This window comes from Mucilaginibacter sp. OAE612 (assembly GCF_041806395.1).
Classification (GTDB): domain Bacteria; phylum Bacteroidota; class Bacteroidia; order Sphingobacteriales; family Sphingobacteriaceae; genus Mucilaginibacter; species Mucilaginibacter rubeus.
In genome coordinates this window covers 930499-952365 of sequence record NZ_JBGMUW010000001.1, presented here as the reverse complement: position 1 = coordinate 952365, position 21867 = coordinate 930499, and the positions used below count along the sequence as shown (strand labels likewise).

The window sequence follows — 21867 nt, the reverse complement described above, 5'->3', positions numbered from 1 at the left end:
GAAAAAAAACGTAATGACATGTAAAATATATTTTAGCGGTGTTGCGCGTGGGCCGCGTTAGATTCTGTGTTGATATGCAAAAGTTATTTTTTATTTTTGAGTCTTAGGCAGCTTTATGTTAGCCTGTTTAGGGCAGTCCTTCAATTGAAGCGACTGCTCTAACTATTTTCGGATATGTGTGCATTCTGTTGAAGGTAGTCTTTTTCGAATGGTTTGTTGGTTTTGTATATAGTGTATACCATCTCCAATAATTTTCTTTGTACTGCTACAGTAGCTTTCATTTTCACGCTATTTCGGGATACGATCCGGACAAATATAGCTTTATATCTTTCTGAATGTCTTATGGCCGCTAATGCAGGTAAGTGCATGGCTTTTCGTAAATGCTTGTTCCCCCTTTTAGATATCTTGGGTTTGCCCTTAACGGATGAGCCGGATTCTTTTTCCCTGACATCCAGCCCGGCGTAACTGGTCAGCTGCTTTTTACTCCTGATCAGCTCAAAGCCGTTTGTTTCGGCTATGATCACAGTGGCCGTTAATAAGCCGACTCCAGGAATAGTGGTAATGGTAGCCAGTGTTTGTTTTAAATGTTTGTCCTGTGCTACAGCTGTTCTAATCTCAGTAAGTATTTCTTTAAGTTGTTCACCAATCATCTTTATCCTGTCCATCATTCTGCGGATAGTATCTTCCCCCGGAAAAGCTTCGGACTGTTCAGCATGTAGCTGGTTCTTGATCATGGTTCTTTCTGCAATAAGTTGTTCTCTTTCACGGGTTATCTGCCGCAGGGTCCTGAACACCCTTTTGGGTTGTACCCAGTTATCCAGTTTCTTTTCAAGTCCGAACATGGCTATGGCAAAAGACATTGATTTATCGGTAATTGTTTTGATCTCCAGTGTCTTGAAGAAGTTTGAGATCTTGTTGGGCATGACAATACTTACAGCATACCCTTTGCCGGCCAGATAATAAGCAAGGCGCTCGTGGTATACACCTGTGGCCTCCATTACATATCTTAATGGATATTGGGGGATGCTTTGCTTGTTTATCCATACTTCCAGGTTTGCAAATCCTTTTTCATTGTTTGGAAAAATCTTGTTCGCATAAACTGTTATAACTGCCTGCTCATCCATCTTGCCGATAGAAACCACCAGCTCTTTTTGAGCCACATCAATACCTACTACTTGTTTTAATAATCTGCTTGCCATTGATCAAAGTTTTTAACTGTTATAAGTGAAAACCTTTCTTCGTTTTTCCTCCTGTTGGTTATCCTGGATATACTGCCTGGTCGTATTCCTTACATTCTGTTCAAACTCAAAAAAGTAAAGGAGTGAGGCTATATCTAACGCTCAACATGCTCAAGGCTGTTTGGGATTGCTGTGCTCTCACTCTTTTCACTCATAAAATCATTACAATAATATTAGATGTAAACATAGGAGGGATTGAAGTGTAAAGCCTGGAGCGTGTAGAGGGGTTGCGGGCAGGAAAGGCGAGGACTTGCAACGGAAAGCCCGGGCCGCAGGCAACGCCCATGTTATAAAATCCATTAGAAAAATACACTTAATAACCTGTACTGTTTGGGATTGCTTCGTACCTCTGCAATGACGCTTTTCATTTGCATCCCCCCCAACTCTCCCCCCTAAAAACCTTATCTCGCGCTCGTTTGTAACGAGTGTGTAACATGGGTTTGCGTTTGTAACGCAACTGGCAATGCAATCGCCAAACCATTTTAAGCACTCGTTACAAACGAGCGCAAACGAGCGCAAGAACTTAACTTACTAAGCCCATACTTTTACTCTAAAAATCAACAATTTACAACAATGACAAATATATGATACAAAAATATACCGATTGGTATATTTTTGTATTGTCAAAACTAAAGGACACATAACAACATGAAAACTTCACAAAATACAGTATTGATAACCGGCGGCAGTGCCGGTATAGGTTTTGAAATTGCAAAACAACTATCAGCTAAAAATAACCATGTAATTATTATTGGCCGCAACCAGGATCGTTTGGATAAAGCCGCCGCTCAATTACAAAATGTAACCGCAATTAAAGCAGATATATCTAATGCAGAAGATGTGGAAGCATTAACCGCACAAGTGAAAAAAGATTTCCCTCAGCTAAACGTGGTGATCAATAACGCCGGTGCAGCTTCAATCAACGATCTGCTTACTACGCCCAACGTTTTTGAAAACGCACAAACTGAAATGTTTACCAACTATATTTCAGTAATCCGCCTTAACGAAAAACTGCTGCCGGTTTTACAGCAGCAAAGCGAAGCGGCTATCGTAAACGTATCATCAATAGTTGCCTTTTTGCCTGGCAAGCAAACTGCCACCTACTCAGCAACTAAAGCCGCCCTGCACTCTTATACTATTTCATTAAGGGCCGCTTTAGAAGAAACTAACATTAAAGTATTTGAGCTAATGCCTCCATTGGTCGATACCGAATTTTCGGCAGAGATTGGCGGGCACAATGGTATCCCTGCATCGCAGGTTGCTGATGAATTTGTTGCAAGCTTTGAAACCGACAACTTCGAGATCCGCGTTGGTGGTACCGAACCATTCTACCGCTTGTTCCTGTCAAACCCAGCCGAAGCATTGAAAGCCCTGCATCAGAGATAAATCTCTGATTTAATTTTTGTCCTAAAAAATACCGATTGGTATTTTTTAGGACAATTTTTAGTTTTTCAATTCATATTTCAATGAAAAAAAGCATCCTTATCATTACCGTTATAGCCGCTGCTATCATGGAACTGATAGATACCTCAATAGTAAATGTTGCCCTCTCGCACATGAGCGGTAACCTTGGCGCTACGCTCGAAGATACTTCCTGGGTTATTACAGCTTATGCCATTGCCAACATCATCGTAATACCGATGACCAGTTTTTTAACCACCAAGCTTGGCCGTCGTAATTATTATATCGGTTCAATCATCGCGTTTACTTTCTTTTCGGCTATGTGCGGACTATCGTCAAACATATGGACACTGGTTGCTTTTCGCTTTTTGCAGGGCATCGGTGGCGGCGCGCTGTTATCAGTATCTCAGGCTATTGTATTTGAGGTTTACGGCAAGGAACGTGTGGGCATAGCCAGCGCGCTATTTGGCGTGGGTGTGTTTTTAGGCCCGACTATTGGCCCTACTCTGGGTGGCTTCATTACCGAAAATTATAGTTGGCCATGGATCTTTTACATCAACATCCCTATCGGTATTGCTGTAACTATATCCAGTTTATTGCTGGTCACTGAACCGGAGATCAAAGCCAAAGTAAAAAGTGTAGACTGGTGGGGCATTCTCCTGCTGATTATAGGCATCGGCTCGCTTCAAACTGTATTAGAACGCGGTGAAACTGACGACTGGTTTGCCGCCGGTTACATTATAGTGCTTACTATAATAGCCATTATAAGTCTTAGTACTTTCATTTGGTGGGAGCTTACAACCCCTAACCCGGTTATTGATCTGCGGGTACTGAGAAGCAAGTCGCTCGCTGTAGCGGCTATACTGACATTTGTAACCGGGTTTGGCCTGTTTACGTCTGTATTCCTCACACCTGTGCTTGCCCAAAGGGTGCTTCTGTTCCCGCCAACCATTACGGGGCTTATTCTGTTGCCAGGCGCGGTACTGGCCATTGTGGGCTTGTTATTTTCGGCCACATTGTTAAAAAAAGGCATATCGCCATTGATCATCATTACTGCGGGGTTCGTGATATTCATCAGCTTTACCTGGCAAATGTCGCGCATGAACCTGGAGGCGGCTCCTGGCGATTTAGTTGGCCCGCTAATTTACAGGGCAATGGGTATTGCCTTATTAACCGTTCCGCTTACAGCTTTGGCTGTATCGGGGCTCGAACCTAAAGACATTCCACAGGGAACTGCTTTAAATAACATGATGCGGCAGTTAGGTGGTTCATTTGGCATCGCCGTAATCAATACCTATGTAGCCCAACGTTTCGGATTACACCGCAATGACCTGTTATCTAATATTAATATTTTCAACGATCAAACTACGGCGCGGATAGCCAAGCTTAGCAATTATTTCAGCAGCCGGGGCTTTTCATCATTAGAAGCACATAAAAAGGCCATTGCGGTTATTGATAATACCATTAACAGACAATCATTTTTATTAAGCTATCTGGATGCTTACCTGTTTTCGGGTTTGATATTTTTACTGGCTATGCCGCTCTTGTTCCTTGTTATCAACCGTAAAAAACAAGCCCGTCCTGTTGTTATCATAAATGACCACTAATTAATACCAATTGGTATATTTGCATTATGGAAAACGAATTGTCAAAAGCCGAACGTACACGTCAATTCATTATTGAGCGTACCTCACCCGTATTTAATAAAAAGGGGTATGCCGGTACATCCCTTTCCGATCTTACCGAAGCCACCGGCCTCACCAAGGGCAGTATTTATGGTAACTTTAAAAATAAGGAAGAAGTAGCTGCCGAAGTATTTGAATATAACTCGGGCAAAGTGCGCAAACAGATCCAGGAGCGGATTCAGCGGGCCACCAGCTACCATGACAAATTATTGGTTTATGCCCAGGTATACCACAGTTTTACGCGGGGTGATTTTATTCCCGGCGGTTGCCCTATTCTGAATACTGCTGTTGATGCCGACGACACCAACCCATTGCTGAAAGATAAAGCCGCCAGGGCGGTGATCCGTTGGAAAACGGGCATCGAAAACCTTATTAAAGCAGGCATCGATGCAGGCGAGCTTAAGCCGGGCATCAACACTACAGAAACGGCCTTAAGCATGATAGCGCTTATTGAGGGCGGTATCATGATCTCGAAAGTGACAGATTCTCCTGCAAATTTGGATATCGTTTTGGCATCTATTCATAACCTCGTAGATAACCTGAAGCTGTAAATAATAACCAATATCTTAGAGCTACAGGTTGTTACTTGATTGTTACAATAATTGGATATAACTTTGAAAACAAAAGAAACGTTCCCCGCGTTATCTTCTTTACCAATTATTAATTATGTCAAAAAAGATCTTGATCCTCGATGATAGCGAGGATATTTTGGAAGTGATGAAAGAAGCTCTGGAAATGGAGCACTATGAAGTTGAGGTACTGAACTATACTGATGACATATGCAAGGCGGCCCTATCAGCTAACGCCGACCTTGTAATTTTGGATTACATTTTGTTCGGTATAAACGGTGGCGAACTTTGCCACATGCTAAAAACAAACCCGGCCACGGCGCATATCCCGGTGGTGATGGTATCGGCCTACCCGCGTGTGCTGGAATCATTAGGCAGCTATGGTTCCGATGCTTTTATTGCCAAGCCTTTTAATTTGAGCGATGTTATCGACACAGTTAACCATTGCTTTTTGGCAGCCGGTGATGATGTGGCACACATGGTTTAAAGATTTTTCTTATTGCACTCTTAAACTTACGAAGTTTTAAAAACTTCGTAAGTTTTTCACCATATCCGTTCAGGAAATTTATTCGATCTACCTGAACAAATCAAAACTATACTGCGCTATGCTCCAAAACTCATCAAGTGCAATAATTCTTGGTTTAAAGAAAGAGATCAGCGCGGGCCAGTCTTGTTGGTTAAATACGCTTACGCCGGGTAATGTCTTGATGATCCGGCTTACAGTTTTTCCGTACCCGTCTGTAGTGTGCAACTGCCAGTCCCATTCCTCATCAAGCTGGCTATTCAGAATATTTTTCAACTCAACAAACTGATCGAACATCAATTGCTGGATATCAGCATCGGGATGGCTCATTTCAATAGCGATAAAAGCAGATCTTTTATCGGCCTCCATTTTAAAGTACAGGTGCTTAATGCCCGTTTTATAGTTAACCCAGTTAGTGCGCAAGCCATCGGCGGAAAGCTGGGGTTTGAGGTATTGCCCAAACGCTGTCCAGAACGCTTGTTTTAATTGAGTTGCCTGTTCTTTTGAGTACAATTTTATGCAGATTGGTAAGGGGCAAAAGTAAGGGTTTTAAAATAAAACTAAAGGAAGCTATTAGACATTGAAAGGCGAAATGACCAAAGAGGACAGTCAGTCTGAGCCCGTCGAAGACTCGTGCGGAGGGGCCTGCTTACCATGCTTCGACGAGCTACCCATGACACCCAATTTTTTAACTTTCCGATTATCTAATAAACCATATCTTTACAAATACCACACTCATATTTTATGGCAAGCTACCAGATAAACTGTATTGACAAACCCAAAGCCTCAAGTACACAAGAGCAAATAACCCACATCGGTTATTATGAATCGTTAGACAGGCCGAGGGTAGTGATCTCCGTAGCTGAAGCCATTGCCCGTATCGAAGCCAACAGCCAGGCTTTTTATGTAAGCACTGAGCGGGGCAAAACCTACCTTACCGTGGTAAAACCCGAAAACGGCGGCAAAAAACATCTCCAATCTCTAACTGACAGGGCCGGTATCGATAACCTGCTGACATTAGAAGAAGTTTAGATAGCAAAGGTCAAAACCTTTCGCCTTTAACCTTTACCTTTCGCCACTAAAAACAATTTACTCCTTTTTATCAACTATGTACGATGTAATTGCTTTCACCTTATCATTTTCCAGCTCATAAAAATCGGCATAGTACATAGCCATTTCTTTGCCATCTTTGTCTTTGCACTGAACACGGCCGTCAACAGCTGCGGTGTTACCCTCCACTAAAATGTGATCCTTGGTTGATGACACCATTTTCACGTCTTCCATTCCGCCTAAAAATTGCTCCACTTCATTCTTCCCGTTCATAATAGTTACAGATGAGCCTTTCATAGTCCATTTTACGTCGTCGGCAAAAAAACTTAAGATCTTTTCAACGTCATTATTATCAAAAGCGTCGATAACCTGCTGTACAATTTCTTTAGTTGTCATGATAGTATGTTTTTGTTTAGTATAAAGTTAGGGCGTGTACCCGCGGGATGAGAGGGGCAAAAATGACATTATCAGGGTGCTTTGCGACGGTTTCATATTTATTACTTAACTTGCTGAAAACTAACACCAGCCATATCACATGATCAGCAAACAAGCGCAAAACCAAACTCCGTCTTTAATATTAAAACAAATTACCATCATTCACCTCGCTTTGGTTGCCGGGCAGATATTATTTGGTATTGTTGTTTTTGCAATTGGAAAACAACAGCCACTAAACCCTAAAAACGATGCACTGATATATGTAATGCCGGCAATAGCATTAGGATGCTTCCTCGTGTCTATGCTATTACCAAAAAACATGATAGGCAATATCAAAAACGATCAGCCCCTGCTTGCTAAACTTAAATTGTACCAGACAGCATTTATTATACGCATGGCCTTATTGGAAGGCCCTTCGTTATTTGGTATAGTATGCTTTTTATTAACCAACAACGTAGTATTTATTTCCATATCGGCTGCGCTTGTTTTATATGCCATATACCAGCGCCCAACACGGCAAAAAATTGAAGATGATTTGAATTTAGGATACGAGGAAAAAGCCGAATTTGAAGGTACAGATAAAGCTTATTAATAACAATTTCTTAAACAAATGAAATCCAGGTTCCATTTTTGGCCGGTATTTTTTATACTGATGTGTCTGTTTTTGAACTGCCTGATATTTTTTTATGTTTTCATTAATTTCGATATTCTTTTTGCACATGGAAAGCCCCTTCACTTCCTGTCATTTCCTTATGTTATCTTTAATTGCAATACCATTAGTTTAATTGGATATCAACTAAATCATAAAGCACATAAAATCATTATTAATGATAGTTCAATAATCAGGGTTCGCTGCTTTGGATTTGGGTTGAAGAAGGTTTATAAAATAAGTGACATTGAAGGCTTTTTGACCTATGCAGTATCCTATAAGAAAAATGCTGGTGAATATTTATACCTAATTTCCGGAAACGAAAGAATAGTAAAACTATCAACCTATTATCACCAAAACTATCAAGAACTGAAGTTGTCATTAGTTCAGCATCAGATTAGAAATTTAGCCAATGAACATTGGACGATATGGAAACATATCAGCGCATAAATAATGGGGGCTTTTATATAAACAGCATTTATTTTTTATGAGATATAAGTTTAATTCGCGCAATTCAAACCTAATTTGACAAATTTGCTCCTGCTAATTCATACCTGATCTATGTATCCCGAACTAATCAGCCATGTTAAACGATATGTTCAGTTGTCACTGGCCGACGAGGAAACTATTTGCCGGCATTTTGAATTAAAGAAGTTTAAAAAGAAAGAGCTCATTTTAGAACCGGGCAAACATTGTGCAGGTAATTATTTTGTACTCAAAGGGCTTGTAAGGCAGTACTTTGTTAACAATAAGCTTAATGAGCAGATCATCCAGTTTGGCCTGGAAAATTGGTGGATTGCCGATCAGGATAGTTTGCTCAACCATCAGCCGGCTACTACTTACATTCAAACCATCGAAGCTTCAGAAATGCTGTTGCTTACCGAAAAGAACCGTATAGCATTATTTGAAGCGGTTCCGCAGATGGAAGGTTATTTCCGGATCATGATGCAAAAAGCTTTCATTGCATCACAGCGCCGCATAGGTTATATCTTTAATCAAAACGATGAGGAGCGTTATCGCCATTTCACCGGTTTGTTTCCAGCTTTTGTTCAGCGGGTGCCCCAATACATGCTGGCATCCTATTTAGGCTTTACCCCGCAGTTTTTGAGCCGGCTCAGGGCTAAAAAAATCTGATTTTCTTAAACTCAGTTCATTTTTTGAGGCCATGTTTATCCCCAATTTTGTATTAACAAAAAAGAAAAAAACATGAATCGCTTAAAAATCAACATCGCCGAACCGGCTGCATACAGGGCCATGTTTGCCCTTGAAAAATACATCGAAAGCACTGAGTTAACCACCCGTCATAAAGACCTGATCAAGATCCGCGCTTCACAAATTAATGGCTGTGCTTACTGCGTGGATATGCACACTACAGATGCACGCAAAGCCGGCGAAACCGAACGCCGCATCTATAACATCAGTGTTTGGCACGAAGCACCTTTCTTTGATGAGCAGGAACGTGCAATATTAGCCCTTACCGAAGAAGTAACCCTGATCGCCGGCCGCGTATCTGACGAAACCTATAAAAAAGCCGCAGAATTGTTTGACGAAAAATACCTGGCACAAGTGATTATGGCTATCATCACCATCAATGCCTGGAACCGCATTGGTGTAACTACCCAACTTCAGCCACCACTCGATTAATCCTTTTTAATTTTGTTGTTTTGATTTTAGGCCGCCTGCATTACCGGGCGGCTTTCTTGTTAACTTAAAACTAAGCCGATATCCAGGCCATCATCAACGCCACTTCATAAGTACCTAAAACATTGGCCGGATCATTGGCAATAATTTCGTGCACCTGAGCTTCGTCATCAACTGTAAGGATGCCAAGGCCATAAACGCCTCTCGGGTCGAAAACCGGGCCAAAAATAAGCACCAGGCCTTCTTTCATTTTCCCTTTCAGATATTCGGAATGAGCTTGCATAATAACGCGTTCGTCATCGGTCATATCGTTAGGAAACGTTGGGCGGTTGCCGGTGAGTTTAATTACGAAATGCTTTTTCATCCTAATAAATTTAAGAATTATTACTGAATGGATAAGTAAGGGAATAATTATTGATGGTTATATTAAATCATTTTGTAACCTTAAATAACCATTCCTATGACAACAGAAGCAGGTGCAACAGTTGGCAGCGCCAATGACGTGGTGCTTTCCTTCATAAAAGCATTAAACGAAGAAAATTTTGCAGAGGCCCGCAATTGCGTGGCAGACGACTTGAAATTTGTAGGCGTACTTGGCCAGCGCGACGGTGCCGATGCCTATTTTACTGATATGCAGCACATGAAGCTAAAATATGATATTAAACGTGTGTTTAGCGATGGCGATGATGTATGTATCTTTTATGATATTGATATGGACCGCGCCACCATATTCAGCTGCGGGTGGTATCATGTGGTTGATGGTAAGATAAACTCCATCAGGGTAATATTTGATCCGAGACCATTGTTGTAAGTAATAGAACAGTTGAAGACTTACGAAATTTTAGAAACTTCGTAAGTCTGGATTTTAGAAGATGGTTACGTTATACTCTGTTATTTACTTCCCTGCCCAATTATCCGTGCGGAAAGGCGAAGCCGGTAATCCGACGCCATTGTACAACGAACTTACCGGGTTATTGGCCCAGGCGTACCTTACGGCAACCGGGTTTGTAACATCCGGGCTGCTCACTATAACCTTATCGCCTTTTATAATTGCGGTGGCCCAATGAAACTTCATATCTTCACCGGCTATGGCAAAACCCTGCATATTGTCGCCTCCCTGTGCTTTTAAACCGCCATCGGTATAATTAAAGCTTAATTCAATTTTATCACCTTCGATTTTTTGTGATTTGTACATCGGCCCGGAATAGGGCTGTTTTTTATGATAGGTTTTATCAAGCGCGACCAATGCCAGCCTCCGGCCAACTTCCTGTTTATTTTTTGGGTGGATATTATCAGCTTCGCCCAGATCGGCAGCTACGGCCATGCCAGTGTTAGGCAGTTCAAGTGTTTGGGTTTGAGCCTCCCGCAACTCTGCCCATCCTGATGCAACGGGGTCGGCTTCACGTTTTTGCCAGTTAGCTAACTGTACAAAATAAAACGGAAAATTGCCCTGATCCCAGACACCACGCCAGCCGTTTATCATGCCTTCAAATAATTCTTTATACTGGCCCGACCTGCCTGTATTGGCTTCGCCCTGGTACCAGATTACGCCACGGATAGCCATAGGTGTAAGCGGATTGATCATCGCATTATACAACACAGCCAACCGGTTCGGGTTATTGGCAACAGGCATAGGTGGCAGGCTTTTTATATTAAAACCAACTTTATAATCCCAGGTACCGGCTAAGGAGATCTTTTCACCCGATGCTGATACCAATTGCATTTCGTCGGCGCCGTACAGACCGCCACCGCCACCGCTGTCAAAAACCCGCACGGTGATCACCGACTCCCCGGCCTTTACCTTTGCAGCTGGAATAATGTAATTACGCGACTGTGTGTAACCATCCGTAGCGCCTATCTTTTCACCGTTAAAAAATGTTATTTCATTATCATCTATCTTACCCAGGCTAATCTTTACATCCTGCCCGGCCCAGGCTGCAGGAATGATGATCTTTTTACGGAACCAAACAACGCCATCGAAATCTCCTAAAGCGCCTTTTTCAAAAAACTGGGGCAGCAACATGCTCCGCCAGCCGGCAGTATCAGGATTAAACGCGTTATTATTGGTATACCCCCAATCAGCAGCGGCGGCAAGTTTGTTCCAAGCATCCATTTTTTGTGCAAAGGTTAATGGCGTTTCTGTTTTAGCAGATTCCTTTGCTGCTGTTTGATCTGTGCGCTGAAAACCGGGTTATTAGTAAGCGTGTTTTCATCGCTCCAGGCTTCGATCATAGTACCCCCCCAGTTTGAACTGATGAGGCCGATAGGAATTTTAACCTGTTTATTGATCTCCCTGGCAAAAAAATAAGCTACCGACGAAAATTCGCCGATAGTTTGAGGTGAGCATACCATCCAGCCGTTATTGGCAACTTTAATATTGGTTTGCGGGGTAAGGCTCGTTGCCTGCGATACCTGTAACAAACGGATCTCCGGATAATTTGCGTTGGCTATTTCTTCTTTATAGTTATTTACCTGGCCCCAACCGGCCACGGGCATTTCCATGTTCGACTGTCCCGAGCAAATCCATACCTCTCCTATCAGTACATTATTTAAAACCACCGGGTCGCTGCCGTCGGTTATAGTTACCTGGTAAGGCCCTCCATACGATGGCGTCTTGATCTTCGTTTTCCAGTTACCATCAGCATCTGCAATGGTTGTATAGGTTTTATTGTTCCATGAAGAGGTAATGGTTACTGTTTTACCCGCATTCGCCTTGCCCCAAACCCGAGCCATGGTTTTTTGCTGTAAAACCATATTATCGCTAAAAACACCCGGCATGATCACTTTGGCAAATGCACCGGCATTAAGCAATACACTTCCGATTAGTATGGATAAACACTTTTTAAGGTTCATTAATTTAGGTTTAATACGGTAATTATTGACGAATTGACTGGCCCTAAGTTAAGTGTAACCGACAAATTAAAAAACGTCCTGGCAACATTTAATAAACAATTCATTTCCGTAAGGCTAACGAATGCAGCATATCAATGGTCAGTAAGGAATTTGCATTTATAAGTTTCGAAGAATAATGGGAGAAAGTGCCTGGATAAAATGAGCTGGCCCGGAAGGCGAATAAACAATGTGCTATCCCTGGCTAACACATTGTTTTTTTAACTAAAACTGTATTTTACAATGAAAATACTCATTAAAGAACTATCGGGAATATCGTTAGGCAGCATTAAACGCTGCCTGGTATGTTTAAATTATACCGTAAATTTTTCAGCAAAAACACATCGTTAATCCAATCAACCGGACACAGCCGTTAACATCTCCATATTTCAAGAAGACGACCTTGATAGGGTTATTGTTACAGGATAGGATATTTTTTTCAATACTGATAAGTTTAGGGTTGATGCAAAACTAAACATTTCGTTAATAAAAAGATCAAGAAGGATGTAAAAAAGGTGTTTTTTACCTATTAATTAATATAAAGATTATAAGTTACAGTTACCGGCACATCCAATTTGGCGGATATAATCCCATCTTTTTACCATTTTTTAAGCCCGGCCATCATTAACTATGTTATAGCTTTTAGCTATCCGCTTATAGAATTAATTGATTGTGATTGTTGCTATTAACATCCTACTTTTATAAAACTTAATACCCAACGGCGGTTTAAGCAGTCTATTCAATTTATAACTATAATTATGGAAAACGGATCAAATGACATCAGTAAATGCCCGTTTCACAACGGTACAATGAAGCACAATGTTGGCGGCGGCGGTACACGGAACCACAATTGGTGGCCTAACCAGCTAAAGCTTAATATCCTTCGGCAGAACTCTTCATTATCAAACCCTATGGATGAAGGCTTTAATTATGCCGAAGCCTTTAAAAGCCTCGACCTTGAAGCTGTAAAAAAAGATCTGCACGCGCTTATGACCGATTCGCAGGATTGGTGGCCGGCAGATTTTGGTCACTATGGTGGTTTGTTTATCCGCATGGCCTGGCACAGTGCAGGTACCTATCGTGTAGGTGACGGTCGCGGAGGTGCCGGAGCAGGCTTGCAACGTTTTGCGCCGCTTAACAGTTGGCCCGATAACGTAAGCCTTGATAAAGCCCGCAGGCTGCTTTGGCCTATTAAACAAAAATATGGCCGCAAAATTTCATGGGCCGATCTGATGATCCTTACAGGAAACATAGCACTTGAATCAATGGGTTTTAAAACCTTTGGCTTTGCCGGCGGCCGCGAGGATGCCTGGGAAGCAGATGAATCGGTATACTGGGGTTCAGAAACTACCTGGCTGGGCGGCGATATCCGTTACGCACATGGTTCGCCGGGTGTGCAGGAAGGTCATGGTGTACTGGTATCAGATGATGATGCCGATGGCGATATTCATACACGAAACCTCGAAAAACCGCTTGCAGCCGTACAAATGGGCCTGATTTATGTAAACCCTGAAGGCCCCGATGGCAATCCTGATCCTATCATGGCAGCTAAAGATATCCGGGATACCTTCGGCCGGATGGCGATGAATGATGAAGAAACCGTTGCGTTAATTGCAGGCGGCCACACTTTTGGCAAAACCCACGGTGCTGCATCTGCAGATAATGTAGGGAAAGAGCCCGAAGCTTCTGACATTGGCGCACAGGGCTTTGGCTGGCATAACGGTTATGGCTCAGGCAAAGGTGCCGATACTATTACCAGCGGCCTGGAAGTAACCTGGACTACAACCCCTACCAAATGGAGCAATAACTTTTTCGAAAACCTGTTTGGCTTTGAATGGGAATTAACCAAAAGTCCGGCCGACGCGCACCAATGGGTAGCTAAAAACGCGGAAGCTATCATCCCCGATGCTTATGATGCTTCGAAAAAGCATTTACCAACCATGCTCACCACCGATCTTTCTTTAAGGTTTGATCCTGCATATGAAAAGATATCAAGGCGATTCCTGGAAAACCCTGATCAGTTTGCTGATGCCTTTGCACGCGCATGGTATAAATTAACACACCGCGATATGGGGCCAAGAGCACGTTACCTTGGTGCCGATGTGCCTGAAGAGGTATTGCTTTGGCAAGACCCTATCCCGGCTGCTGATTATGCGCCGATAGTTGAAAGCGACGTTGTTGCTTTAAAGGGAAAGATACTGGCATCAGGCTTAAGTGTACCTGAGTTGGTTTCAACAACATGGGCTGCTGCTTCTACCTTCCGTGGTACTGATAAGCGCGGTGGTATAAACGGTGGCCGCATTCGCCTGGCCCCGCAAAGGTACTGGCAGGTAAACAACCCTACGCAACTGCAAAAAGTACTGAGTGTGCTTGAAGGCATTCAAAATGAGTTTAACAGTGCTCAAACCGATGGCAAAAAAGTTTCACTGGCCGATTTGATCGCGCTGGCAGGAAGTGCCGCTATTGAAAAAGCTGCTAAAGATGGCGGGCATACTATCACCGTTCCGTTCACTCCGGGCCGTACCGATGCCTCACAGGAAGAAACCGATGTAGAATCATTTGGCTATCTTGAACCGGCAGCCGATGGCTTCCGCAACTACCGCAGGTCAAAATTTGCAGTATCAACCGAAGAATTGCTGATTGATAAAGCGCACCTACTCACCCTGACCGCTCCTGAGTTAACCGTATTGTTAGGTGGTCTGCGTGTATTGAACATTAATTTTGACGGATCGAAACACGGTGTATTCACCACGCGCGAAGGTGTGCTTAGCAACGATTTTTTTGTAAACCTGCTTGATATGGGCACTGCCTGGAAAGCCACAGCTGCCGATAGAGAACTTTACGAAGGCAGCGACCGTGCTACCGGTGCAATAAAATGGACAGCAACCCGCGCCGACCTTGTGTTTGGCTCCAATGCCGAACTAAGAGCTATTGCCGAAGTATACGGAAGTGCCGACGGACAAGACAAATTTGTAAAAGATTTTGTAGCTGCCTGGACCAAGGTGATGAACCTTGACAGGTTTGATCTGGCTTAATATTAAAGTGATACTGTAAACAAATACAGTGTTGGAAAAAAAATGGGTGTCATGCTGAGTGTTTAAATCCGGCGGCCTCTGAAGGTAGTATGACATCTCTCCTTAGTCATGCCGAACTTGTTTCGGCACCTCACAAGAAAAGTGGCAAATTTGATTAGCATGGTTGCTTAGCGAGTGGGGTGCTGAAACAAGTTCAGCATGACCTTAATTTTATTATGTCATGGGTAGCCAGTCGAAGCATGGCGGGTAGGGTCTCTGCGCGCGTCCTTCGACAAGCTCAGGATGACAGTCCCTCTACACCTAATGTCATTTATAAATACAACTGTGAGCTATTACTTTACGTGTTTAACATGTAAAATAATAGCCACAGTTTTTTAATTAAAAATCCGGGTAAATGTAAATAGCGCCCCCGCTTCCCCGGTTTGTCTTTAAATTAATTTATAGCTGTTAGCGTTGTGCTTTTAGCTTCATTATATTAATTCCATATAACTATAGTCAACGTTGGTTGTAATTGGCGAAAAGCGCTTCATCATTTCTTCGGCTTTGGTCACCATATTTTTTGAGCCGATGAAGATCCCCGAACGCTGATGAAGTTCTGTAACCTCCAGGTCCAAAATACGTTCGTATCCGTTACTGGCTCTGCCTCCGGCCTGTTCAATAATGAACGCCATGGGGTTACATTCATAAATTAAACGCAGTTTCCCCTTCGGATCGCTTGCGTTGGCCGGGTAAATAAAGATCCCGCCTTTTATCATATTCCGGTGCAGGTCGGCCACCATCGATCCGATATATCTTGCTTTAAACGGCCTGTTTGTTGAAACATCTTCAACCTGGCAATATTTGATATATTTTTTCACACCATCAGGGAAATGAGAATAATAGCCTTCGTTTATAGAATAGATGACACCATCATCCGGGATCCGCATTTTGGGGTGCGAGAGGCAAAACTCGCCCAGGGAAGGATCTAACGTAAAACCGTTTACCCCTTTCCCGGTAGTGTAAACCAGCATGGTTGATGAACCATAAATCACATATCCCGCGGCTATCTGCTCGGTACCCCTTTGTAAAACATCTTTAATGGTAGCTCTTCCCTCTGTTGTTGTTCTGCGGTAAATAGAAAAAATGGTGCCCACGCTCACATTTACATCAATGTTAGACGAGCCATCCAGGGGATCTATTGCTACAATGTATTTAGCATTTTTTGAGATCTCACTGTCGATATCAATATATTCATCGCTTTCTTCCGATACTACCACACAACATTCGCCGCCGTGCTGTAAGGCCGAAATAAACTGTTCATTGGCAAAAACATCCAGCTTTTTCTGGCTTTCGCCCTGTATGTTTACCGAACCGTTATCGAGGGTCAGATCAGCCAATCCCGCCCGGTTAACCTCCCTGTTAACAACCTTTGCAGCAATGCCTATATCTCTCAGCAACCTGGATAGTTCGCCTTTGGCGTATGGAAATTCTGCTTGTTTTTCGATGATAAATTGGCCTAAAGTTTTTACCGCTTTCATATAAATAAAATTTTAATATTAGTACCGCTACCCGGATTGAGTAGCGGCTTTAGCATTAGTTAATAAATCGTTCGTATCAGGCAGATAGGCAGAGCCGTTTTGCCGCTTCAATCTCATCCTCTATTTTCCTGATAGCCATTACGGTTTTAAAAAATGAGTCGGGAGTAACGGAGATGCTGTCAATCCCTTCTTCTACCAGGAACTGGGCAAAATCAGGATAATCGGATGGCCCCTGCCCGCAGATCCCCACTTTTATACCTCTCTTCTTCGCGGTTTTTATCAAGGATGAGATCATGAATTTTACCGCGTCGTTACGCTCATTATACAAGCCGGCCACTAAGGATGAATCACGATCGAGTCCCAATACCAGTTGGGTTAGGTCGTTGGAGCCGATTGAAAAACCATCGATGTAATCAGCAAATTGCTCGGCCAAAATCACGTTCGACGGAACTTCGGCCATCAGATAAACTTCAAGCCCGTTTTCCCCGCGTTTCAGGCCATACTCGTTCATGGTTTCGTATACCAATGAAAGTTCATTCACTGTGCGGCAAAAAGGGATCATCACCACCACATTATCAAGGCCCATCATTTCGCGTACCTTCTTAATAGCTTTACATTCCATCCCAAAAGCATCTTTATATACTTTTGAATAATACCTGGACGCTCCCCTCCAACCGATCATTGGATTTTCCTCATTCGGTTCGAAATACTTGCCGCCCGGCATATTGTAGTATTCATTGGTTTTAAAATCCGAGAAACGTACAATTACTTTATTGGGATAAAATGCAGCGGCTATCTTGGCTATTCCGTAGGATAACTTTTCAATAAAATAAGCTTCTTCACTCTCATAACCCAGCATAGCTTCCTCAATATGGGCGGTCAACGAAGCATCATTCAGGTTTCGGTGTTCGAGCAGGGCCAACGGGTGAATTTTTATATAATTATTGATAATAAATTCCTCCCTGGCAAGGCCTACACCTTTTCCTGGATAATGCGCATAATTAAATGCTATTTCGGGCGACCCGATATTCATCATCAACGGGGTTTCAATTTCAGGCAGGTCATTAAGATCATGTTCCCGCTTAGTAAATGCTACTATGCCGCTGTAAATAATTCCGGCATCTCCTTCGGCACATGAAGCTGTTATTTCATCACCGGTTTTTAGGATAGTGGTAGCGCATTCGCAGCCAACTATTGCCGGAACGCCTAACTCGCGGGCAACAATGGCGGCATGGCAGGTTCGGCCACCTTTATTGGTGATGATGGCCGATGCTTTTTTCATTACCGGTTCCCAGTCAGGGTCGGTCATATCAGTAACCATGATATCGCCGGGCAAAAAGTTGATTTCGTGGATATTTTGCTTACCAATACCGGAGAGATTATGTACCCTGCCTGTCGCTATTTTATCGCCAACAGCGATACCTTTCAGCAAGATCCTGTCCGCTCTGTCCGGGTCATTGATACGAAATTCGGTAAGCAGGTTTACTTGCTTGCGGGAGTGAATAGTTTCGGGCCTTGCCTGCACTATAAACAAGCGGCCGCTGATGCCGTCAACGGCCCATTCAATATCCATAGGGCACCATTTGCCTTTTAATTTGGTGTAATAGGCTTCAATGATAATTACCCAATTACTCAATTGGATGATCTGATCATCCAACAGGCAAAACCTTGAACTATCCTCAACTGGGGTGTCAATGATTTTTACGGCAGCTTCCCCGGCGTTTCCGTAAATCATTTTTTGATGCTTTTTGCCCAATTTTTTTTCGAGGATGGGCCTGAAACCGCTTTTAAGCAGCGGCTTATAAACGATAAATTCGTCGGGATTAACCGATCCCTGTACCAGCATTTCGCCTAAGCCGTATGATCCGTTAATAATCACGGCATCTTTAAAACCGCTTTCTGTATCTAATGAAAATGCAACCCCTGAAGCGCCCTTATCTGAGCGCACCATTTTTTGAACACAAACAGAAAGGCCGACATTGAAATGATCATAATTAAATGATTCCCGGTAGCTGATTGCCCTGTCGGTAAATAATGAGGCAAAACAATTCTTTATCGCTGTTAATAGGTTTTCTTCTCCCCTGATATTTAAATAAGTGTCTTGCTGGCCTGCAAATGATGCATCGGGCAGGTCTTCAGCAGTAGCCGATGAGCGGACTGCAACGTCGGCTGCGTTATCTGCATATTGGATCAGCAGATCCTTATAAGCTTCAAGAATCTCATTCTGCATAACAGCAGAAAACCGGCCGTTTTGTATAAGCTTTCGTATTTTACTGCCACAGGATAACAGAACCTGCAAGTTGGACAGGTCTTTATCCTCAAGGATATCCCTGATCATTTTATCAAGCTGATTATCTGCAATGAACTGGTAATAAGCCTTACTTGTGATGATAAACCCATCAGGGATATCAATGCCAAATTGAGAGATGTTCTGCATCATTTCTCCAAGCGATGCATTTTTACCCCCTACTAATTCAATGTCACTTATCGAAGCTTCAATAAGCTTCATAGTAAATTTCTTTTCCTTCATGGCTAAAATTTTATAAAACGAAGTTAGCCGCTTAGCAAATTGCCCAATGCTTAAATATTCATCACAAGTAATACTATATTCACAATATAATGGCTATTTTTATTTTTTATCATCACTATAGTATAAAATGAGAGAGTTTTTCGAGCAAATTCTGAAAGTCGACAATTCAGCTTTTACAATAGCCGAAGCAAAAACCTACCATGCTATCAATAATTTTCACAACCATCCTGAACTGGAACTTATTTATATTATAAGTGGCGAAGGCACTTTTTCGATAGGAAATACTTCAAAAAGAATTTCAGGGGATACCATGATCATGATAGGCTGCAACGTGCCCCACATGTTCAAATTTGAAACTAACCGTTATTATGATTACTCCATGAAAAGCGGTAAAATACCCAAACCGCTACAACTGCTTACCCTTCATTTTGATCCGAATAAATTAGGGAGCGCCTTCATGATGCTGCCCGAAAACAGCCTCCTGAACAACCTTTTAAACAGTGCTAAGAATGGCTTGCTGATCAATAGTAATTCAAAGGCCCTGGCGATTGACTTTATCCGGCAAATAGAAGGTTCGGCGAAGTATGAACAACTTCCGTTATTGCTGCAACTGTTAAATAAAATTGCTGAGGGCGAACAGCTCTCAAACCTGGCCGCTGAAACTGAAAAGAAGATCTTCAACAGAATAGATGAAGTGCGATTGACAAAAATCTACCTGTATACTATGGACAATTTTTATAAAGACATTAAACTTAAAGATATAGCAAACATCATACATATGGTACCGAAGGCATTTTGCCATTATTTTAAATTGCGTACCGGCCAAACCTATTTTGATTTTTTACTGAAGGTAAGAATAGAAAACTCGTGTAAACTGATCAGGGAGACCAATGAAAATATAAATTCAATCAGCCGCGATTCGGGGTTTAACAATCTTTCAAATTTTAACAGGTATTTTAAATTAGCTACCGGGAGCACACCAATGGAATACAGGAGAAAATTCAGGGAGTTTTAGGATCGTTAAAAGCCCGTTAAAAAAAACAAATGCAGGCTTCTTAGGGCCTGCGTTTGTTAAATAAATAATAGAACTAAATTAATACCCCGGATTTTGTACCAGTTTCGGGTTCAACTGCATTTCCGGTCTTGGGATCGGGAAAATACGTTTATTAGGATCGGCATCTGTTTTTATACCCCATTTTTTCTCAAACTGACCAAAGCGGATCAGGTCATTACGACGCCACGTTTCCATAGAAAATTCGCGGCCCCGTTCATCTAAAATATCAGACAGTGTTACCGAAGTTAAAGGCGAAGCTTTTGCACGCGCTCTCACCTGGTTAACCAATGATAAAGGCGAATCGCCATTGGTTGCTGATGCGCCGCGTAAAATAGCCTCGGCTTTTTCAAGCAAAATATCAGCATACCTGAACATAGGCACATCATTGCCCTGGTTACGGTCATTACTTAAGCTATCCGGATAAAACTTATTGTTCCTGTAACCTTCTTCGTTAGCAAGCTCATCATTACCGATGTCAAAAGTTGCCGGGTTTTTCCACACAATATCAGGTGTAAACTCTAACTGGTGGATCACTATATCATTTGGCTTAGGGCCGGAATAACTTGCATCCAGTCCGATATTAGTTGTTGTGATTAATATTGGAGAGCCATCATTGTTGTACTGCTTGCCAACTAAAAATTGCTTTTTGCGAATATCATTTGCATCATTAAACAAGGCATAATACTCCTTGTAGGTGTACACCGGCCCATCTGGCGTGTACGGCATTTTATACTTACTTTTCAGGTTAGGGTTCAGCGTCCAGCGTGCGTAGTACTGTCCCTGCGCCAAAATGCCGTCATAAGGTATGGCAAAAATAAAGTCTTTAACACCCGGGCCGTTATTAGGTTTAAACATGCCTAAATAATCTGCATCTAAACCATATTGACCGCTTTTAATAACGTTATCACACATGGTAACCGCGTCCTGGTACCTTGGTGTACCAATGTAATATTGCGCGTTAAGGTACATTTTTGCAAGTATGGCATACGCCAAACCTTTGGTCGGCCTGCCATAAGTAGTTACCCCTGCTGTGCCGCTCAGATCAGGAATCTGGGCAAGCAATTCACTTTCAATAAATGCAAACACTGCCGCCCTTGGCTGGGTGCCCAGGTTGGTGGTATCGCCAAAGGTTTTGCTGATAGGCACGTTACCAAACAGGTCCATCAGGTAAAAATATGACAGGGCACGCATGGTTTTAATTTCGGCAATGGTTTGTTTTTTTGAATCGCTTTCGGGCGTAGGTGCCAATAACGACAATACCTGGTTACATAAACTGATGGTTCCGTAACCTCCCGACCAGCAAGTTTCGGTCATGCCGTTATCAGGCGTAACAGTGTGCAGGTTTACGGTTGAATAGGTACCGCCGTCAAGCCAGTTACCACCACGTGCCACAAGTACGCATTCATCGGTACTTAAATTTTGCAACAACCAGTATTGCCTGCCCGGCGCCCCGCGAAACGAGGTATAGATAGGCCCGGTAGCAGCTACATACTGCGCTGGTGTAGTAGGAAAGTTAGCCGTTGTAAGCGCCGATTTTGGCGTGATATCCAATTTAGTACAACCTGAAAGGTAAATTGCTCCTATAAACATGGCAATGAGGCCAGGTTTTATATATCTTTTTAAATTATTCATGTCAGTTAGGTTAAAATTT

General features: G+C 42.6%; 20 protein-coding genes. 11 read left to right on the top strand and 9 right to left on the bottom strand.

Features of this window, described 5'->3' with window-relative positions; translation table 11 throughout:
* Positions 1–158: 158 nt before the first annotated feature.
* Positions 159–1199, bottom strand: coding sequence for an IS110 family transposase (locus tag ABID99_RS04075; protein ID WP_091169225.1), 1041 nt, complete (start codon positions 1197–1199; stop codon positions 159–161).
* A gap of 687 nt (positions 1200–1886) precedes the next feature.
* On the opposite strand from ABID99_RS04075, the gene ABID99_RS04070 reads away from it, so the two are divergent.
* The 4 genes from ABID99_RS04070 to ABID99_RS04055 all read left to right on the top strand — a co-directional run bounded on the left by ABID99_RS04070 (position 1887) and on the right by ABID99_RS04055 (position 5380).
* On the top strand, positions 1887–2624 hold the full coding sequence (locus tag ABID99_RS04070; protein WP_373612947.1) for an SDR family oxidoreductase: 738 nt from the start codon (positions 1887–1889) through the stop codon (positions 2622–2624).
* Between the two features lie 80 nt (positions 2625–2704).
* A complete protein-coding gene (locus ABID99_RS04065; protein ID WP_373612945.1) occupies positions 2705–4246 on the top strand; it encodes an MDR family MFS transporter in 1542 nt (513 codons plus the stop codon).
* Positions 4247–4272: 26 nt separating this feature from the next.
* Positions 4273–4875 carry a TetR/AcrR family transcriptional regulator gene (locus ABID99_RS04060; RefSeq protein WP_373612944.1) on the top strand — a complete coding sequence of 201 codons (603 nt, stop codon included), beginning with the start codon at positions 4273–4275 and terminating at the stop codon, positions 4873–4875.
* A 115-nt stretch (positions 4876–4990) separates the two neighbouring features.
* Positions 4991–5380 (top strand): two-component system response regulator, encoded by a 390-nt coding sequence (locus tag ABID99_RS04055; RefSeq protein ID WP_090527920.1) that lies wholly within the window; start codon positions 4991–4993, stop codon positions 5378–5380.
* An 87-nt stretch (positions 5381–5467) separates the two neighbouring features.
* Here the strand turns inward: ABID99_RS04055 and ABID99_RS04050 are convergent, their stop codons facing one another.
* Positions 5468–5929 (bottom strand): DUF4268 domain-containing protein, encoded by a 462-nt coding sequence (locus tag ABID99_RS04050; protein WP_373612942.1) that lies wholly within the window; start codon positions 5927–5929, stop codon positions 5468–5470.
* Positions 5930–6160: 231 nt separating this feature from the next.
* On the opposite strand from ABID99_RS04050, the gene ABID99_RS04045 reads away from it, so the two are divergent.
* Complete coding sequence (locus tag ABID99_RS04045; protein WP_354486311.1) at positions 6161–6448, top strand: DUF3892 domain-containing protein; 288 nt, start codon at positions 6161–6163, stop codon at positions 6446–6448.
* A gap of 57 nt (positions 6449–6505) precedes the next feature.
* On the opposite strand, the gene ABID99_RS04040 is transcribed toward ABID99_RS04045, so the two are convergent.
* Positions 6506–6862, bottom strand: a complete 357-nt coding sequence (locus tag ABID99_RS04040; protein WP_373612941.1) for a nuclear transport factor 2 family protein — start codon at positions 6860–6862, stop codon at positions 6506–6508.
* 139 nt (positions 6863–7001) lie between these two features.
* Here ABID99_RS04040 and ABID99_RS04035 point away from each other — a divergent pair, with 139 nt between their 5' ends.
* The 3 genes from ABID99_RS04035 to ABID99_RS04025 all read left to right on the top strand — a co-directional run bounded on the left by ABID99_RS04035 (position 7002) and on the right by ABID99_RS04025 (position 9194).
* Positions 7002–7493, top strand: a complete 492-nt coding sequence (locus tag ABID99_RS04035) for a hypothetical protein (protein ID WP_373612939.1) — start codon at positions 7002–7004, stop codon at positions 7491–7493.
* Positions 7494–8111: 618 nt separating this feature from the next.
* On the top strand, positions 8112–8684 hold the full coding sequence (locus ABID99_RS04030; protein WP_090527932.1) for a Crp/Fnr family transcriptional regulator: 573 nt from the start codon (positions 8112–8114) through the stop codon (positions 8682–8684).
* Positions 8685–8756: 72 nt separating this feature from the next.
* Positions 8757–9194 carry a carboxymuconolactone decarboxylase family protein gene (locus ABID99_RS04025; protein WP_090527934.1) on the top strand — a complete coding sequence of 146 codons (438 nt, stop codon included), beginning with the start codon at positions 8757–8759 and terminating at the stop codon, positions 9192–9194.
* Between the two features lie 70 nt (positions 9195–9264).
* On the opposite strand, the gene ABID99_RS04020 is transcribed toward ABID99_RS04025, so the two are convergent.
* The gene (locus ABID99_RS04020) at positions 9265–9555 is read right to left on the bottom strand and encodes a YciI family protein (RefSeq protein ID WP_373612938.1); all 291 of its coding nucleotides are present in this window, start codon (positions 9553–9555) and stop codon (positions 9265–9267) included.
* A gap of 96 nt (positions 9556–9651) precedes the next feature.
* Here ABID99_RS04020 and ABID99_RS04015 point away from each other — a divergent pair, with 96 nt between their 5' ends.
* Positions 9652–10002 (top strand): nuclear transport factor 2 family protein, encoded by a 351-nt coding sequence (locus ABID99_RS04015; RefSeq protein ID WP_112652862.1) that lies wholly within the window; start codon positions 9652–9654, stop codon positions 10000–10002.
* An 84-nt stretch (positions 10003–10086) separates the two neighbouring features.
* On the opposite strand, the gene ABID99_RS04010 is transcribed toward ABID99_RS04015, so the two are convergent.
* Both ABID99_RS04010 and ABID99_RS04005 read right to left on the bottom strand, forming a co-directional pair.
* The gene (locus tag ABID99_RS04010; RefSeq protein WP_373612937.1) at positions 10087–11304 is read right to left on the bottom strand and encodes a sialate O-acetylesterase; all 1218 of its coding nucleotides are present in this window, start codon (positions 11302–11304) and stop codon (positions 10087–10089) included.
* 14 nt (positions 11305–11318) lie between these two features.
* Positions 11319–12044, bottom strand: a complete 726-nt coding sequence (locus ABID99_RS04005) for a sialate O-acetylesterase (protein ID WP_373612936.1) — start codon at positions 12042–12044, stop codon at positions 11319–11321.
* Between the two features lie 794 nt (positions 12045–12838).
* On the opposite strand from ABID99_RS04005, the gene katG reads away from it, so the two are divergent.
* Positions 12839–15115, top strand: a complete 2277-nt coding sequence (katG, locus tag ABID99_RS04000; protein WP_188833947.1) for a catalase/peroxidase HPI — start codon at positions 12839–12841, stop codon at positions 15113–15115.
* A 470-nt stretch (positions 15116–15585) separates the two neighbouring features.
* Here katG and fbp read toward each other — a convergent pair whose 3' ends face one another.
* Positions 15586–16632: a class 1 fructose-bisphosphatase gene (gene fbp, locus ABID99_RS03995; protein ID WP_373612935.1), complete on the bottom strand. Its 1047-nt coding sequence runs from the start codon at positions 16630–16632 to the stop codon at positions 15586–15588.
* A gap of 76 nt (positions 16633–16708) precedes the next feature.
* Positions 16709–19162: a phosphoenolpyruvate synthase gene (gene ppsA, locus ABID99_RS03990; RefSeq protein ID WP_373612934.1), complete on the bottom strand. Its 2454-nt coding sequence runs from the start codon at positions 19160–19162 to the stop codon at positions 16709–16711.
* A 127-nt stretch (positions 19163–19289) separates the two neighbouring features.
* Between ppsA and ABID99_RS03985 the strand changes: the two genes are divergently transcribed.
* Positions 19290–20177: an AraC family transcriptional regulator gene (locus ABID99_RS03985; RefSeq protein ID WP_373612933.1), complete on the top strand. Its 888-nt coding sequence runs from the start codon at positions 19290–19292 to the stop codon at positions 20175–20177.
* A 78-nt stretch (positions 20178–20255) separates the two neighbouring features.
* Here the strand turns inward: ABID99_RS03985 and ABID99_RS03980 are convergent, their stop codons facing one another.
* Positions 20256–21848 carry a RagB/SusD family nutrient uptake outer membrane protein gene (locus ABID99_RS03980; RefSeq protein WP_090527961.1) on the bottom strand — a complete coding sequence of 531 codons (1593 nt, stop codon included), beginning with the start codon at positions 21846–21848 and terminating at the stop codon, positions 20256–20258.
* Positions 21849–21867 lie beyond the last annotated feature (19 nt).